General features: G+C 59.9%; 14 protein-coding genes. 9 read left to right on the top strand and 5 right to left on the bottom strand.

All coding sequences use genetic code 11. The annotated features are described in order from the left end of the window. Positions 1-182: 182 nt before the first annotated feature. Both ACGLWX_RS13520 and ACGLWX_RS13515 read right to left on the bottom strand, forming a co-directional pair. Positions 183-1,070 carry a carbon-nitrogen hydrolase family protein gene (locus ACGLWX_RS13520; RefSeq protein ID WP_396240394.1) on the bottom strand — a complete coding sequence of 296 codons (888 nt, stop codon included), beginning with the start codon at positions 1,068-1,070 and terminating at the stop codon, positions 183-185. An 11-nt stretch (positions 1,071-1,081) separates the two neighbouring features. Continuing rightward, the gene (locus ACGLWX_RS13515; RefSeq protein ID WP_396240392.1) at positions 1,082-2,455 is read right to left on the bottom strand and encodes an APC family permease; all 1,374 of its coding nucleotides are present in this window, start codon (positions 2,453-2,455) and stop codon (positions 1,082-1,084) included. Between the two features lie 291 nt (positions 2,456-2,746). Here ACGLWX_RS13515 and ACGLWX_RS13510 point away from each other — a divergent pair, with 291 nt between their 5' ends. Continuing rightward, positions 2,747-3,562 carry a helix-turn-helix transcriptional regulator gene (locus ACGLWX_RS13510; protein WP_396240390.1) on the top strand — a complete coding sequence of 272 codons (816 nt, stop codon included), beginning with the start codon at positions 2,747-2,749 and terminating at the stop codon, positions 3,560-3,562. A 66-nt stretch (positions 3,563-3,628) separates the two neighbouring features. Here ACGLWX_RS13510 and gabT read toward each other — a convergent pair whose 3' ends face one another. Genes gabT through ACGLWX_RS13495 form a run of 3 tightly spaced genes read right to left on the bottom strand, consistent with a single transcriptional unit; the run spans position 3,629 to position 7,804 of the window. After that, positions 3,629-4,900: a 4-aminobutyrate--2-oxoglutarate transaminase gene (gene gabT, locus ACGLWX_RS13505; RefSeq protein ID WP_252106019.1), complete on the bottom strand. Its 1,272-nt coding sequence runs from the start codon at positions 4,898-4,900 to the stop codon at positions 3,629-3,631. Positions 4,901-4,911: 11 nt separating this feature from the next. Beyond that, complete coding sequence (locus ACGLWX_RS13500; RefSeq protein WP_396240388.1) at positions 4,912-6,363, bottom strand: NAD-dependent succinate-semialdehyde dehydrogenase; 1,452 nt, start codon at positions 6,361-6,363, stop codon at positions 4,912-4,914. A gap of 25 nt (positions 6,364-6,388) precedes the next feature. Next, positions 6,389-7,804, bottom strand: coding sequence for an APC family permease (locus ACGLWX_RS13495; protein ID WP_396240386.1), 1,416 nt, complete (start codon positions 7,802-7,804; stop codon positions 6,389-6,391). 230 nt (positions 7,805-8,034) lie between these two features. On the opposite strand from ACGLWX_RS13495, the gene ACGLWX_RS13490 reads away from it, so the two are divergent. The 8 genes from ACGLWX_RS13490 (at position 8,035) to ACGLWX_RS13455 (ending at position 16,793) form a co-directional block, all read left to right on the top strand. After that, the gene (locus ACGLWX_RS13490; protein WP_252106016.1) at positions 8,035-9,477 is read left to right on the top strand and encodes a PLP-dependent aminotransferase family protein; all 1,443 of its coding nucleotides are present in this window, start codon (positions 8,035-8,037) and stop codon (positions 9,475-9,477) included. Positions 9,478-9,502: 25 nt separating this feature from the next. Beyond that, positions 9,503-10,159, top strand: coding sequence for a lysozyme-like domain containing protein (locus tag ACGLWX_RS13485; RefSeq protein WP_252106015.1), 657 nt, complete (start codon positions 9,503-9,505; stop codon positions 10,157-10,159). Positions 10,160-10,168: 9 nt separating this feature from the next. Next, complete coding sequence (locus tag ACGLWX_RS13480; RefSeq protein ID WP_396240384.1) at positions 10,169-10,909, top strand: TSUP family transporter; 741 nt, start codon at positions 10,169-10,171, stop codon at positions 10,907-10,909. 118 nt (positions 10,910-11,027) lie between these two features. Further along, the gene (locus tag ACGLWX_RS13475) at positions 11,028-11,414 is read left to right on the top strand and encodes a hypothetical protein (protein WP_396240382.1); all 387 of its coding nucleotides are present in this window, start codon (positions 11,028-11,030) and stop codon (positions 11,412-11,414) included. Positions 11,415-11,507: 93 nt separating this feature from the next. Then, a complete protein-coding gene (locus ACGLWX_RS13470) occupies positions 11,508-12,893 on the top strand; it encodes a YfcC family protein (protein ID WP_396240380.1) in 1,386 nt (461 codons plus the stop codon). A 100-nt stretch (positions 12,894-12,993) separates the two neighbouring features. Beyond that, the gene (nemA, locus tag ACGLWX_RS13465; protein ID WP_396240378.1) at positions 12,994-14,118 is read left to right on the top strand and encodes an N-ethylmaleimide reductase; all 1,125 of its coding nucleotides are present in this window, start codon (positions 12,994-12,996) and stop codon (positions 14,116-14,118) included. Positions 14,119-14,326: 208 nt separating this feature from the next. Next, entirely contained in the window at positions 14,327-15,250 is a 924-nt protein-coding gene (locus ACGLWX_RS13460) for a LysR substrate-binding domain-containing protein (RefSeq protein WP_396240376.1), read from the top strand. 247 nt (positions 15,251-15,497) lie between these two features. Continuing rightward, the gene (locus tag ACGLWX_RS13455) at positions 15,498-16,793 is read left to right on the top strand and encodes a 2-hydroxycarboxylate transporter family protein (protein ID WP_396240374.1); all 1,296 of its coding nucleotides are present in this window, start codon (positions 15,498-15,500) and stop codon (positions 16,791-16,793) included. The last annotated feature ends 279 nt before the right edge of the window (positions 16,794-17,072 follow it).

The following is a 17,072-nucleotide window of genomic DNA, read 5'->3' as shown; positions in this document are numbered from 1 at the left end:
TGCTCCAGGGGATTTAAAACGGTGACGATCCCATAAAATGACGCCCGGCCGGGCGTCATTTTTAGGAGCACTAATATAACCTTAAAAAGCGAGGCCCGCCCCCCACCGCAAGCAAACGCTTACGATGAGGGCGGGCTATCGATACCGCCACGATGGGCTCAAGCCCACCTTTCACAAAGACGTTACGAGCGATGTGCCCACTTGCAGGGGTCCAAACGGCCTTCGTACATTGGCAGTTCGAGCACCGGATCATCATCTCGGAATTGAGACCACATACGGTTCAAGCCCGCTGTTCCGAAGGTTCGCACTCGGTCGACCTCGTCCAGATTGAGCACGTCGGTCAACGTTCCCGCCGTGGCGCCGGGCATGCGTGCTCGAATACGGCCTTCCGGATCCACGACCAGGCTTTGCCCTTCACCGGAAGGCGTCGCGGCATTGACGCTCACCATGTAAACCTGGTTGAAGATGGCGTTGGCCTGCACGAGGATCTGCTCCTGAGCCCGGTCGCAGGTGGTCGTGGCGACCTGGTTGATGATGACGTCGGCCCCCTCCCATGCAAGCTGGCGTACCGTTTCGGGAAACCAGATATCGTAACAGATGGCCAGCCCCACACGGCCGATGCCCGGCACGTCGAACACCTCCAGGCGATCCCCGGGCCGGTAGGGCTCGTAAGGGCGCCAGGGAAAGCACTTGCGATAGGCGGCAACGCGCTCGCCTTCGGGCGAGTAGACCGGCGCCGTGTTGTAGAGGTAACCGTCGCTGCCGCGCTCACACACCGTGCCGGGCAACAGCCAGATACCCAGATGGCGCGCGATGCGAGACAGATGCCGATTGCGGGGGCCATCGATCGGCTCAGCCGCGGCCTCCAGCTGCCTCTTGCGCTGCTCGGGCGTGCCCGAGGCGCTGCACAGGTGCATTTCGGGATAAACGACCATTCTGGGCTGTTCGAAGTCCGCGCCGAAATCGCTGAGCTGCGCGGCGATTTCGGCTTCGAACGCCTGTAGCTCGGCGTCACTGCCGTGCAGGCGAGCGACCTCCTGCATCATCAGTATCGGCAAGTATCGGGCCATGGGGTGCCTCCTTAGCGAGCGTTTGATGTCTCGGTGTGTGACGAGTCATCCGAATCATCGAAGTCTACCTCGGGAGGCGGCTGTCGAAAGCCTCGGGTCAGATAGATCAACTGAACCAACCCGATGGCCAACCAGATGGCGCCCAACACGAAGGCATTGCTGTCCAGCTGGCTCATTAGCCACAGGTTGACCCCGGCACCCACCAGAGGGATCAGCATGCCCTTGACGACACCGTAGCGGCGCTTGGCGTCAGCGTCCCGGTTCACCATGAAGATCACCGACAGATTGACCATGATGAAGGCGATGAACGCGCCGAAATTGATAAAGGAAGCGGCCGAGAGTACGTCGAGAAACAGCGCAACGACACCGATGGCGCCTGTTAGCACGATATTGAACACCGGCGTACGAAAGCGCGCATGAAGCGCACCGAACAGTCGGCGAGGCAAAACGGTATCGCGGCCCATGGCATACAAAAGCCGCGAAGCGCTGGCCTGAGCGGCAAGGCCCGAGGTGAACTGGGCCACGACCAGCCCGGCCAAAAACACGGCCCCGAACAGATCTGCCCCGATCATCGTGGCGATCTCGAAAGCAGCGGAATCGGCATTGATGAACTCACTACCGGGGTGTACGAGCTGGGTGGTATAGCCCACCAGCACGTAGATACCGCCGCCGATCAGCGCCGTTAGCATGATGGCGAGTGGAATGTTGCGCTTGGGCTCGATGGTCTCCTCGGTGAGCGTCGTGACGGCATCGAAGCCTAAAAAGGAGTAGGCCGCCACGGCAGCGCCGGCGGCGATCGCCGTAAAGCCGGCGTTGTCGCCCAAAAAAGGCCCCATACTGAGCAGCGAACTCGTACCGCCGGAAGAGACGACGTGGCGCACCGATAGCAGCACGAAGAAGACGATCACCAATATTTGAAAGACCATCAACAGCGAGTTCACCCGGGCCGCCATTTTAATCCCGTAAACGTTCAGGCTCGTGGTGATTCCAATGAAGCCCAGCAAAAAGAGCCAGCTGGGGACCTCGGGAAAGCGCGCATTGAGATAGGCCGCACCGATCAGCCAGATCACCATGGGCAAAAAGAAATAATCCAGCAGTACGCTCCAGCCCACCATGAAACCGACACGGGAATCGATGGCTTTGCGTGTATAGGTATAGGCCGACCCGGATATCGGATAGGCGCGCGCCATGATGCCGTAACTGTAGGCAGTGAACAGCATGGCAACGGTGGTGATCAAATAAGCGGTGGGCACCGCCCCCTGACTGGTACTGGCAATGACACCGAACGTACCCAGCACGATCAGGGGCGTCATGTAAGCAAGCCCAAATAGCACCACCGCCTTGAGCGATAACGTTCTTTCCAGCTTGATATTATTATCTATCATGATGTGTCTCCTAAAGGCATCGTTCACCGCACCGGCGCGTCTTGCGACCGGTCGTCACGACGTTGTTGCCAGGTCATCCGCTTTGGCTTGCCTGACTTGGTATCATTAGGGGCATGGCACTCAATGACCGTCTGCTTGGCTCCCCTGCCAAACGAATCGGCCTCGCACCCCACCCGATAAAGAAGGTAGGGACAGCGCACCGCCACGTATATAACCCTAGGGTGGTATGGGAACAGGGGTATGGGAGAAGAGTTATGAGAACAGTGGCATGGAAACAGTGATGGGGAGCGAGTGACGCAGAGCAAACGCGACAAGCAACTGGCCGATACGATCATGGCGCTGTCCGCGCCGGATTTTCCGAACCACTTTTCTGGCTGGGTCAAACAGTTGGCGGCGTTCGATAACCTGATCATTATCGCCTACCAGGGAGAGCGGCGCCCCGAGGTGCTGTATCGGGAGTGCGTCGATCCGGTGGTCTATCAACAGATGGACAGTCACTACCTGGAAGGCGCTTACCTGCTGGATCCGTTCTACCGCGAGCATCTCAAAGGCGGCGTACAGGGTATACGCCGCCTGGCCGACGTAGCGCCGGATCGTTTCTGGCGCACGCATTATTACAAGCACTACTACCGCCAAACGACGCTACTCGATGAAATCGCGATTTTCGCGCGGCTTGAAAATGGCGTGACGCTAAACGCCTGCTTTGGAAAGGATCGCTCGAGCAATCAGCCGTTTAGCCAGGCAGAACTGACCGCCCTCGGCCGTCACGAACTCACTCTGGCCGGGCTTCTCAGCCGCCATTGGCAGCACTATCGACCGGAAAGCGCTCCAAACGCCCGCCCCTTGACGCTCGAAAAACGCCTTCGAGAAGCGCTTGACCAGCAGCGCGGCATCCAGTTGAGCCCTCGCCAAGCGGAAGTGGCACTTTTCATTCTGCGCGGCCACTCCTCACTTTCCATCAGCCTGCATCTCGATGTCAGCCTGCAAACGGTCAAGGTGTTTCGCCGTCAGCTCTATGCCAAGTGCCGCATTTCCTCCCAGGCAGAGCTGTTTGCGCTGTTAATGCCGTTCTTCGCTCAGCTGACGTCATCGATTTCAACACGATAAAAAAGCCCGCCCTCGCCCCAGGCGAGTGCCTGTAGCGAGGGCGGGCTCAGTTGAAACGCTCGTGGCTTAGCCCAGCGTCTCCAGCGAGGCCTCGATGATGGAGAGCCCCTCTTCCAGCACCTCACTCGATACCGTTAGCGGCACCAGGATGCGGATGCTGTTGCCGTAGAAACCGCAGGAGAGCAGGATCAGACCCTGCTCGCGCGCCTTGGCGCAGAGCGTGGCGGTGGCGGCCGGGTCGGGCTTGCCGTCGGCGCCCACCAGCTCGAACGCGGCCATCGCGCCGAGCTGGCGGCCGTGGGCCACGTGCTCGAAGCGCGCTTCCCACACCGCAAAGCGCTCGGCGAGCATGCGGCCCATCTGCTCGCTGCGCGCGAGGATGTTCTCTTCCTCGATCGTCTCGATCACCGCCAGCGCCGCCGCGCAGGCCAGCGGGTTGCCGCTGTAGGTACCGCCGAGCGAATTGGGGCCAGAGGCGTCCATGACGTCCGCCGAACCCACGACCGCGGAGAGCGGCATGCCGTTGGCCAGGCTCTTGGCGGTGGTCAGAAGGTCCGCCTCGACACCGCTGTGTTCGAGTGCAAACAGCTTGCCGGTACGCGCAAAGCCGGACTGCACTTCGTCGGCGATCAACAAAATGCCGTGCTCGTCGCACAGCGCGCGAAGCGCTTGCAGGTACTCAGGGGAGGCGATGTAGAAACCACCTTCGCCCTGCACCGGCTCGATCACGATAGCCGCGGTGCGGTGCGGTGCAATATCGGTCTTGAACAGCGTGCGAAGCGCTTCCAGGGAGGCCTCTTCGCTGATGCCGTGGATCGGGTTCGGGAACGGCGCGCGGAAGACATCGCCCGGCATCGGGCCGAAGTCGTTCTTGTAGGGCAGCACCTTGCCGGTCATGGCCAGCGTCATCATGGTGCGCCCGTGAAAGGCGCCGTCAAAGGTGATGATGCCGGTGCGGCCGGTGGCGGCGCGAGCGATCTTCACCGCGTTTTCCAGCGCCTCGGCGCCGGTGTTGACCAGCATCGCCTTGCGCTCAGGGCCGCGTACCGGGGTCAGCTCGCAAAGCTTCTGGCACAGCTGTACGTATGGCGCGTAGGAGATCACCGCGGCGCTGGTGTGCATCACCTTCTTGAGCTGCGCTTCCACTGCGGCGACGATTTTCGGGTGGCGGTGGCCCAGGTTCAGCACGCCGATGCCGCCAGCGAAGTCGATCCAGCGCTGGCCGTCGGCGTCCCAGATTTCCGCGTTTTCGGCGCGCTCGGCGAACTGAGCGGTCGGGGTCGCGGCGCCCTTGGCGACAAAACGGTTTTTCAGCTCGTTCAACTCGTGGTTCGTCATTTCAACTCCTCTTATAGACCGCCGACACAGACGTATTTCAGTTCGGTAAATTCATCGAGCCCGTGGTGCGAGCCTTCACGCCCCAGCCCCGACTCTTTCACGCCGCCAAAGGGCGCAAGCTCGGTGGAAATGAGGCCTTCGTTGACGCCGACCATGCCGTATTCGAGCGCCTCGGTGACGTGCCAGACGCGGCGGTAATCGGTGGCGTAGAAGTAGGCAGCCAAGCCAAACGGCGTGTCGTTGGCCATCTGGATCGCCTCGTCATCGCGCTTAAAGCGGAATACCGGCGCGACCGGGCCGAAGGTCTCCTCAAACGCCACGGCCATCTCGGTGGTTACGTCCGCCAGCACCGTGGGCGTGTAGAAACGCTCGCCGGCGTCACTGACGCTTCCGCCGCACACCACGCGGGCACCCTTTTGCTGGGCGTCGCTGACGTGGCGCTGCACCTTGTCGACCGCCGCCTGGTTGATCAGCGGGCCGATAGTGCTTCCCTCCTTCAGGCCATCGCCGACCTTCAGCGCCTGAACGCGCGCGGCGAGCTTTTCGACGAAGGCATCGTAGACGCCGTCCTGGACCAGAAAGCGGTTGGTGCACACACAGGTCTGGCCGGCGTTGCGGAATTTCGAGGCGATTGCGCCGTCGACCGCATCGTCGAGATCCGCGTCATCGAAGACGATGAACGGCGCGTTGCCACCCAGCTCCATGGCGGTTTTCTTCACCGTGCTGGCACACTGGGCAAGCAAACGCTTGCCGACCGGCGTGGAGCCGGTGAACGAGACCTTGCGCACGCGGGAATCGGTGGTCAGTACTTCGCCTACCTCGGCGGGTTTGGAGGCAGTGACCACGTTGATGGTGCCTTCCGGCAGGCCCGCCTCGCGGCCGAGATACGCCGCCGCCAGTGCCGTCAGCGGCGTGGCTTCGGCGGGCTTGATCACCACGGTGCAGCCGGCGGCCAGCGCCGGGGCGCACTTGCGGGTGATCATCGCCAGCGGGAAGTTCCAGGGCGTGATGGCGGCCACCACGCCGACCGGCTCGCGCAGCACCATCAGGCGCTTGTCGGCACCGTGGCTGGGCAGGGTTTCGCCGGCCATGCGCTTGGCTTCCTCGGCGAAGAACTCGATGAACGAGGCGCCGTAACCCACTTCGCCTTTAGCCTCGGCCAGCGGCTTGCCCTGTTCCAGGGTCATCAGCCGGGCCAGGTCGTCGGTGTGTTCGATGATCAGCTCGAACCAGCGACGCAGGATTTTCGCGCGCTCCTTGACCGGGGTTGTGCGCCAGGCGGGGCCGGCCTCATACGCTGCCGCGACGGCCTCTTCGGTGTCGCTACCGCCAAGCTCGGCGACACGGGCGATGGTCTCACCGGTGGCCGGGTTGTCGACGGCGAACGTCGTTTGACCCTTGCGCCACTGCCCGCCGATGAGCGCCGGTACGCTGTCGTTCAGCCATTGATCGATAAAGCTCATAAAGTGCTCCTGAATGAATGAAACGTTACAAGTCGTCCAGCATGTGGCGGTCGCTGTAGGCGCGCCCATAGGTGCGCAGCGAATAGACGTAAAGAACCAGTCCTATCAGCGACCAGCCAGCGAAAATGATCCACTCGGCGCCGGTGAGCGCGGCGGGGCTGCCCGGCAGGTAGAGAAACGCCATACCGAGCGACATCAGCACCGCCGCCACGCCGCAGGGCATGCCAAAGCTCACGCGAAACGGGCGCGGCATGTCCGGCTCGCGCACGCGCAGCACGATGAAGGAGACCGCGACGAACAAGTACGCGATGACGATGCCTAGGCCACCGGCGTCGACGATCCACACCAGCGCCGGGCGGCCGAAAAACGGCGCGATGCAGGAGAGAAAGCCCATCAGGAACACGGCGTTGGTCGGCGTTTTGTAGCGCGGGTGCAGCTTGGCAAAGGTTTGCGGCAGCATGCCGGCGGAGGCCAACGCGTAGATCGCCCGCGAGCCGCCGATATAAAAGGCGTTCCAGCTGGTGATGATGCCCGCGATACCGGCCAGCACCATCAGGTTGCTCGCCCAGTCAGCGTTGAACAGCACGCCCATGGCTTCCGGCACGGTCAAACTCGCCGCTTCAAGTGCGGCGCTATCGAGCATCAGGCTGGTGCCCAGAATGATCAGCGAGTACCAGGCCACCGCCAGGATGACCGAGAGCATCAGCACCTTGCCGATCGCCTTGTAGGGCAGGTTGATCTCTTCGGCGGCCTGAGGGATGACGTCGAAGCCGACGAACAGAAACGGCACCATGACCAGTACGGCCATCATGCCCGCGGCCATGCCCGCCTCGCCGGAGGCGAAAAGCGGCGTCATGTTCGTGGTGTTGCCCTCGAACAAGGCCCCTGTGATGAACATCACGCCCACCACCAGAATCAGCCCGGTGACGACTTTCTGCAAAAGCGCAGCGGTGGTGACACCGAAGTAGTTGACCATCATCATGATCAGCGAGCCGCCCACGCCGACCGCCACCCAGGTCGCCTTCACTTCCCAACCGGCAATGGTCCAAAGATGCCCGACCGCGTAGTTCGGCGCGATGTACTCGACCACCGTCGGCAGCGCCACGGCTTCGAACGCCACCACGCTCAAATAGCCCAGAATGATCGCCCAGGTACATAGAAACGAGGCGCCGTGGCCCAGTGCCCGGTAGCTGTAAACGTGTTCGCCGCCGACTTTCGGCATCGCCGAGGCGAGCTCGGCATAGGTTAGCCCCACCAGCAGAATCGCAATGCCGCCCACGATGAAAGCCAGAATGGCGCCGAGACTACCGGCGGATTGAATGGCGGTGCCGGTCAGTACGATCCAGCCCCACCCGATCATGGCCCCGAAGGCCAGCGCCAGCACGTCCCCACGTGCCAACACGCGAACAAGCTTTGCCTGTTCAGGAGTCGATGTCGTCATGATGGTATCTTCCCAAGAGTGATTGGTTGTTGTGTAAGCGTGGCGCATTGTTATGGCAGGGCGCTCGCCCCTTCGGCGATAGAGCGCTCTTTAGTACACGCTAGCAGGCAAAACCACCCAAGCGAATGGACCATTGTGTGGTTTGACTAGACCACTTTTAGCGAACGTATGGTAACGTTCTGATTTATGAGTGAGATAACGCGCTGGATAAAAGCGTTGAAGGAACGTCAATGAGCGTAAGCGAGATGCTCGAACAGTTTTCCGAGCTCTATCAGGCCCAGCCCGGGCGGCTCAATAAGCAGGTGCGTATCGAGCAGGCGCTGCGTTTGGCCATTACCCAGCGCTGGAGCCAGGGCAGCCGCTTGCCCTCGCACCGAGCGCTGGCTGAGGCCGCCGGCTGCGCGCGCCAAACCATGGCCCAAGCGATGGAGACGCTGCGCGGCGAAGCGTTATTGAAGACCGCCCACGGCCAGGGCACCTGGGTGCGCAAGCCGCCATCGGCGCCGGCCTTAAACCCGCTGTCCGCGCCGCTCTCCCGACGCGCCCGCCAGGTGCTCGGCGCGCCGGGGTCGAGCCGCATTCAAAGCGGCGCCTTCATGCCCGGCATTCCCGACATCGCCCGCTTTCCCATGCGCCGCTGGCGCCAGCTCTATACCAGCGTCACGGTGGCGCAAAACGCGCTGCTGCTCTCCTACTCCACCGGCGGGTATGGGCCGCTCAAACGCGCCATTCGCGATTTTCTCGCGCGCTGGCGCAACATCGACTGCGACGTGGACCAGATCATCATCACCGACGGCACCCACAACGGCATCGAGCTTTGCGCCATGGCGCTGACCGACGTGGGCGACACCGTCGCGATGGAGTCACCCTGCTACTGGGGCGCGCGCAATATTTTCACCGCCGCCGGGCTTACCGTCGACATGCGCGCCTGGCACCCAAACGACGGCTATCGTTTACAGCCGCCGGGCGAGCCGGTGGCTCTGGCGTACCTGACCGGCTCGCACCACTACCCGCTGAGCATGCCCGCCAGCGCCCGGCACAAGCGCGCGTTTTGCCAAGCGCTTAAGCCCGCCTACGTGGTGGAGGACGACTACGAGTTCACCAAAGATGATCACACCGAGCTTCTGTTCGAACCCGGCTCGTCGCGCCATTTGCTGGTAGGCTCGTTTTCCAAGATGATGTTTCCCGGCCTGCGCTTGGGCTATCTGGTGGTGCCGCATCACTTGGCAGAGCCAATGAACCGGCTGAGAAGCGAGCTTTTTCGCGAAGGCCGCATGCTCGACCAGGCGGTGCTCGCCCAGTTCATGTTCGACGGCGATTTGGACAGCTGGTGCCGGCGCATTCAGCGCGACTACCTGGGCCGCCAACAGGTGCTGCACGACCAGCTTAAGCGGCTACCGCGGGTCAAGCGCGTTTCACCGCCAAGCAGCACCATCAGCCTGTGCGTGGAGTTCGAGCCTGGGGTGGACGACGTAGCCATCGCCCAGGCGCTTTTGAAAGAGCACCTCATCGTGCGCCCGCTTAGCCCGGTGTGTGCGCCACAAGATGACCGCTCGGGGCTGGTGATGGGGGTGGGCATGCTCTCCGGCGATACGCTGAGCCGCGAAGTGCAGCGCCTGCGCCACCACCTGGCCGCGCTGCTGCGCCAGGCCAACGCGCCAGAGAAACGATAACACCAGGGATCGAACAGGAGACGCCATGCGTCATTTACGCGGATCGACCGCTGCTTACGCACGCCACCTTTGGGCGCTGTGTGCGCTGCTTACGCTGTCAGGCTGTGCGGCGTTCGCCCCAAGCCCCCCGCAGGATCAAAGCAACGTATGCGAGATTTTCCGCGAGCAGCCAAGCTGGTACGACTACGCCCGCGACTCGGAAAATCAGTGGGGCACGCCAATCGCCACGCAAATGTCCTTCATTCAGCAGGAGTCCTCGTTTCGAAGCCACGTGCGCCCGGACCGCAAGTACTATCTCGGCTTCATTCCCGGCCCCCGACCCTCGTCGGCCAAAGGCTACGCCCAGGCCCAGGACCCGGTGTGGGGCGAGTACCGCGATCAGGCGGGCAGCCTCTTTGCCCGGCGTACCCACATGAAGCATGCCACCGATTTCATCGGCTGGTACAACGCGCGCACTCGCGCGCAGACCGGCATCTCGCTGCAAAACCCGGAGCATCTTTACTACGCCTACCACGAAGGCGCCGGCGGCTATCAGCGCGGCACCTATCGCAACAAACCCCACGTGCTGCGCGCCGGGCGCCAGGTCGCGAGCCGCGCGGGGCGCTATCAATCCCAGCTCAACGCCTGCGAGGCGGAGTTTCAGTGCCGCAAGTTCTACCAGGTATGGCCTTTTTGCCGCTAAGGAGTCTGCATGGCCGTTTTGATCGGCGCCCTCTTCGTCGGCGTGGTCTTTTTTACCTCGCTGCTGTCCGGCATCTTCGGCATGGCCGGCGGGCTGGTACTGCTCTGGTTTTTGCTGCTGATCTTTCCCGCGGCCTCCGCCATGGCGGTGCACGGGGTGATTCAGCTCACCGCCAACGCCTCGCGCGCGTGGCTTTCCCGGCGCTTCATTAGCTGGCGAGTAGTGGCGCTGATGGCCGGCGGCGTGGCCGGCGCGGCGGGGCTGCTGCTTTTATTCGACTACAGCCCCGACGCCGCCACGGTGTCGATTTTAATCGGGCTTTTACCGATTCTGGTCTGGCTACCCAAGCGCTGGTTCGCGCTCAACGCCAACCGCGCAAGCCACGCGCTCGCGTGCGGGCTGGCCTCCGGCGGGCTCACCATCGCCGCCGGCGTTTCCGGGCCCTTGATCGACATTTTCTTCGTGCGCTCGAACATGGACCGCCGCCAGGTGGTCGCCACCAAGGCGATGATTCAGGTCGTCGCGCACAGCATCAAGATTCTGTTTTACCTCGGCTCGGCGCTCGCCCTCGGCGCCGGCGATTGGGCCATGGTGGCGCTGGCCGCCCCCTTTGCGCTTTTAGGCACCCAAACCGGCACGCGCATTCTGCACCGTTTGACCGACGCCAACTTCCGCGCCTGGACGCGCTGGATCGTGACCGCCATCGGCGCGTTCTATTTAATTCAGGGCATCTATCTGCTGACGGCTTGAAGCAGAGCATGACTCGCCCGCCCCGTGATTGACACGGCGGCAGGCGCACGCTATCTTCGCGAACAAATACAAATGAGAAACATTTTTAATTAAATAAACCTCTCTTAGGAGATCCCGCATGAAACGGTGGAGTGTACCCAAGGATCAGCGCCAGCTTCGCCAGAGCGTGCTGTTTTTGCGCACTTCTTTTGAAGCGATGCAGCACTCGATCGCCCCGCGCCTTGAGGACCCGCTGCCTTGCTGGCTCGATACCGGCACGCTTTCGATGCTCGCCGGTGAGCTTGCCCGCGTGAGCGAAGAGGCCACCTCCGTTTTGCCTTTTGATGCTCACGCGAAACTCTGCCTTGCCTCCAACCAGTGCGAGCTGCTGCTCAAACAGTGCCCCGGCGTCTTGAGCAGCGCGTTTTGTCATCGCCAGCTCGGCGCCATCGTCCTCACCCTTAACGCGGCGCTTTTGAGCGCGGCGGCGCTGGCGCCTAAAAAGCGCTGGTTCTGGTCGTCTTGATTCCACGCTAGCGGCCACTGGTAAGATACGCCTTCTTCGCCCGGCGCCCGAGTCGATCGGCCGCCTTACACGACACCCGCGAAAAGGCCCCTCATGACGCCCGCTCCCACTTCTGATACGCCAACCCGCTGGTACCGCACGGTGCCGGATCCCATGGTCCTGATCTTCATGATTCTGGTCGCGACCTACCTGTTGACCTTCATCATTCCCGCTGGGGTGTTCGAACGCGTAACCGAGGCCGGGCGTACCCTGGTGGTGCCGGAATCTTTTCGTTATTTGGACGATGTCGCCGCGATCGCCCCTTTCGATATCTTCGTAGCGATTCCTCAAGGGCTGATCAACGCCTCGCAGTACCTGTTCATCGTGTTCATCGCCGGCGGGCTCTTTCACATCCTGCAAAAGACCGGGGCGCTGGAAAACGCTATCGGCGTGGCGGTGAACAAGGTCGGCGTTCACCGGCGCAACCTGATCATTACCGTGGGCACCTTCATCTACGGCTTTTTCGGCGTCGCCGTGGGCTATGAAAACAATATTGCCCTGGTGCCGATTGCGGTGCTGATCGCCAGCGCCATCGGCTGTTCGAGCCTGGTCGGCACCACCATGGCGGTGGGCGGTATCGGCGTAGGGTTTGCGCTGTCACCGATCAACCCCTATACCGTGGGCGTGGCTCAGGGCATCGCCGAGCTTCCCACCTTTTCCGGCGCTTGGCTTCGCACGCTTTTGCTGCTGTGCTCGCTCAGCCTGCTGGCGCTCTATATCTGCAAGCGCGTGGTGCCCATGCCGTTCAAGGAGTCGCCGGACGCCGCGGGCATGAGCCGCCCCTTGAACGAGTACACGCTGAGCCGGCGCAACCTGGCGACGCTTGCGGCTTTCGTCGGTGGGCTTGCGGTCATGCTTCACGGCGTGTTCACCCGCGGCTGGTACATCAACGAAATCGCCGCCATGTTTCTGTTGATGGCGATCGTGATCGGTGCGCTGAACGGGCTCTCGCCCAACGGCATCGTTGCGCGCTTGATCGAAGGCGCCTCGAGCGTCACCGCTGGGGCGATGGTCATTGGCCTCGCGGCGTCGATTCAGGTCATCCTCAACGAGGCGGCGATCATCGACACCATCGTCTATGGGCTGAGCGGGCTTCTGAGCGGCGTACCCGCCGCACTCACGGCTATCCTTGCAAGCGTCCTCCAGGGCGTGATCAACCTGTTCGTGCCCTCGGGCTCCGGCCAAGCGCTGGTGACCATGCCGATTCTCATTCCGCTGGCGGATCTGGTCGGCATCAGCCGCCAGCTCATGATCACCGCCTTTCAGGTCGGCGACGGGCTGACCAACCTGATCATTCCCACCTCCGGCGGGATGCTGGCGATGATCGCGCTGGGGCGTGTCAGCTACGAGCAGTGGCTCAAGGCCATCCTCCCCTTCATGGCGATGGTCTATCTTCTAAGTTTCGCGGGGTTGGTGTTGGGCCACGTTGTAGGCTATTGAGTGATGTCGGCGGGCCGATTTTTCGGTCCGCTGGCGAACAATAGTAAACTGGTCTATTGTTGATGATCTGACTTATTTATCCGCAAGAAGGAGTTTGCTCATGGCGTTCGAAACGCTTCTCGCCCCGACCCAGCTTGGCAGCCTGACGCTTCCCAACCGGGTGATCATGGCGCCGCTGACCCGCGCGCGCACTCCGGACAGCGTGCCCGGCGAATTGCAGCGCGCCTACTATGGCCAGCGCGCCGGCGCTGGTCTGATCATCTCAGAGGCGACCAACATCTCGCCGACCGCTCGCGGCTACGTGTATACCCCGGGCATCTGGACCGACGAGCAGCAGGCCGGCTGGAAGAGCGTGGTCGACGCCGTGCATGCCAAGGGCGGGCGCATCGCGCTGCAGCTCTGGCACGTTGGGCGCGTTTCCCACGAAATGGTTCAGCCTGACGGCCAGAAGCCGGTCGCCCCGAGCGCCCTCAAGGGCGAAGGCGCCCAGGCCTTTGTCGAATTCGAAGACGGTAGCGCCGGTCAGCACCCGGCCAGCACGCCGCGGGCGCTGGAAACCGACGAGATCCCGGGCATCGTCAAGGATTACCGCCAGGCAGCCCAGCGCGCCAAAAACGCTGGTTTCGATATGGTGGAAGTCCACGCGGCCAACGCCTACCTGCTCAACCAGTTTTTGGCCACCGGCACCAATAAACGTTCTGATCGCTACGGCGGCTCGATCGAGAACCGCGCGCGCTTCCCGCTCGAAGTGGTTGATGCAGTGATCGAGGTGTACGGCGCCGACCGAGTGGGCATTCGCCTGACGCCCTTCATCGAGATTTTCGGCTTGACCGACGATGAGCCCGAAGAGATGGCGCTGTATCTCGCCGACGAGCTTGCCAAGCGCGAGATCGCCTACATCCACCTCAACGAGCCGAACTGGGCCGGCGGCGACAACACCTTCCCGGACGGTTTCCGCGAACGGATGCGCGAGCGCTTCAACGGCAGCATCATCTATTGCGGCCACTACGATGCCGAAAAAGGCGAGGCGATGGTTAAAAGCGGTAACAGCGACTTCATCGCGTACGGCCGCCCCTATATCGCCAACCCGGATCTGGTTGAGCGCTTCCGTCAGAACGCCGCGCTCAACGAGCCGGATCACGACACTTTCTACGGCGGCGATGAAAAAGGCTATACCGACTATCCGTTTTTGGATAACGGTTTTGATCGTCTCGCTTCTTCCTGATATCTACCCGTTAAAAATACACAATGCTCAACCCCCATGGGTTGGGCATTTTTTATATGTAAATGCCTGAGCAGACACAAGCCGACTCCGCTTATAATTATTCAATAGCCGATACGCATCAAGCATACTGAAGCCGATGCATCTACCGGCCAAATAAATTAAAACTCGGCGCTTACGCGAGTATTATCAATGTAATTAGAGAAGTATCATGAGCAATATTCGTGAAAAGCATCCATCGCCAATTGATCTAAACGTTTTCCTGATGGTGATTCGTAAATCCAGTTTTGCCGGCGCCGCTGAAGAGCTTGGCGTTTCCGCCGCTTATATCAGCAAGCGTATTCGTATACTGGAGGAAAATTTCGATACCTGTCTGCTTCATCGCTCTACACGACGCATCACGCTTTCCGAGGATGGCAAACTGGTTTACCAGTGGGCGACACGCATTCTAAGCGATTTTGACAACCTCTACAGTGAGCTATCCGCCAGCCGTGACCTGATCCATGGAAGCCTTAAAATTTGCAGTTCCTTCGGTTTTGGCCAAGCCCATATAGGGCCGGCGCTTTCCACGTTCAATCACCAGCATCCGGAACTGAATATTCGACTGGACCTGATCGACCGCGTCGTCGATTTGGTCGGGGAAGGCTTCGATATAGAAATTCGTATTGGTAATGATCTGTCCGACAACCTGATAGCCCGAAAGCTTGCGGACAATAGCCGCATACTCTGTGCGACACCGCAGTACCTTGCGCAAAACGGTACGCCTACATCGCTTCACGAACTGATTAACCATGAGTGCCTGATTCTGAAAGAGCGTAACAACTCCTTCGGCCAATGGACGCTTTATCGTGACAAGGAGCCACAGACGGTCAATGTCAACGGCACTCTGTCGACAAATAGCGGGGCTATTGTTATGCAGTGGGCGCTAGAAAACCACGGTATCGTGCTACGATCTCAGTGGGAGGTAAAACCGCTGATCGAGCAGGGCAAGCTGGTGCAAATTTTACCGGAGTATGACCAGCCCGCCAATATCTGGGCGGTTTATCAAACACGTCTTTATCAGTCGGCAAAAATGAAAGCATGTATCGAATTTCTGGAAGATTACTTTAGTCGCTATGTCTTCATATTCAAATGAAACAGCTCATATCAACTTCACTATCAACTCATTATTCTTTACCTTTCTCTCAAAGCAAGACCAAAGATCAATTGACAAAAAGCGTCCTTAAAAAATATTCACTCCATGAACACTGACATTACACTTCGTATATTGAAGCATTGAAGAGTCGCTCACAAGATAACGCTGCAATAGTAGCATCGACGTTAACACTATTAATCGGTGCTCATAACTATAACGCCAGCCCTCAAAAAACGTGAGAATCTTCATGTCAAACGCCTCCGAACCCGTGCTAACGACTCACCCACCTATGTGGGAAAGAATATATGGTATTCCCTGGCCCTTCTTTCTGGCCATCACCGCCATACTGATTGCCGCCATGGCTGTGGGTACGCTACCCGCAGGCTTAACGGGCAGTCTTATGACGATGATCGTCGCGGGCGGGATACTGGGCTTTATCGGTGACCGTGTACCTCTCATCCGAAGTTACTTCGGGGGTGGGGTTATCGTGTCTATCTTTGGCGCCGCCGCGCTTGTGTATTTTAATATACTGCCTGATGAGGTGGTCGACGATATCACTACCTTCATGAAAGCTGGCCAGTTTCTCAACTTTTATATCGTCGCCTTGATTGCAGGCAGTATTCTGGGCATGGACTCGGGAGCACTTAAAAAGATTGGCGTGCGCTTTTTCTTGCCGATTCTGGGCGCCACGTTCGGCGCTATCATGCTCACTGCGCTTGTCGGTCAACTGCTCGGCTACACCATTCAGGATGCGGTTCTCGTTATCGCCATGCCTATTATGGGAGGTGGCATGGGTGCTGGCGCGATTCCCCTTAGCCAAATCTATGAGGAACTGCTAGGTCAGCCAGCCAGCTACTACATTTCCCTGCTCGTGCCGGCATTGGCCTTGGGCAATGTTTTTTCCATCATCATTGCTAGTATTCTGACCGCGATTTCAAGTCGCGTGCCGGGTCTCAGCGGTGATGGGCAACTGATGCACGGTATCTCCATTCAGGAAAAGGTACAGACCCTGAGCCTGCGTATGATGGGTATCGGCCTTTTGGCTTCTATCAGTTTTTACGTGGCCGGTGAAGTACTTGGCGCTTTTTTACCGCTGCACCCCTATGCCATCATGATTATACTGGTGGCAACGTGCAAGATCTTCCAACTGATCCCCAGCGTTATTAACGATGCCTGCGCGCAGTGGTTCAGCTTCATTGCCGCTAATCTGACGCTTGCCCAGCTATTCGGCATCGGGATCGCTTATACCGATCTTGATACAGTTCTTCAGGCACTGAGCATTAATTATGTGCTTATCACGCTTGCCGTTGTGGCAGGTGCCGCCTTCGGGGCCGGTATTGTGGGCAAACTGGTTGGTTTTTATCCACTCGAATCCTCGGTAACGGCCGGCCTTTGCATGGCCAACATGGGCGGTACCGGTGATGTGGCTGTTTTGTCGGCGGCTAAACGGATGCAGTTGATGCCTTTCGCACAGATCAGCTCACGACTCGGCGGCGCCTTCATTCTGCTTATTACGGGTATTATGGTCGCACTACTGGCTTGAACTACGCGCCCCACTGCGCACGATGCAATAATGGCCGGACCGCAAGGTCCGGCCATTTGTTTTTATGAACATTACACTGATGCATGCTCTTATCTGTCGTACTCCTAAGTGTCGCGTTTTCAAGAGATGTTCTAAAAATATACTTTCTTGTTGAAGAGGCTCTCGACTCGATACGCTTTTTTATTCAAAAAAAATCCCGGACGCTGTCTTTAATACAACGACCGGGACGCATTCTTGAATCAGTACGTTAGGCGCCAAGCTAGCGCCAAATGAATACTT

Origin of the sequence: Halomonas sp. HMF6819, assembly GCF_044335525.1 — a bacterium.
Lineage (GTDB): Bacteria > Pseudomonadota > Gammaproteobacteria > Pseudomonadales > Halomonadaceae > Vreelandella.
The sequence above is the reverse complement of the archived record's forward strand: the minus strand, read 5'-3'. Positions and strand labels throughout refer to the sequence as shown.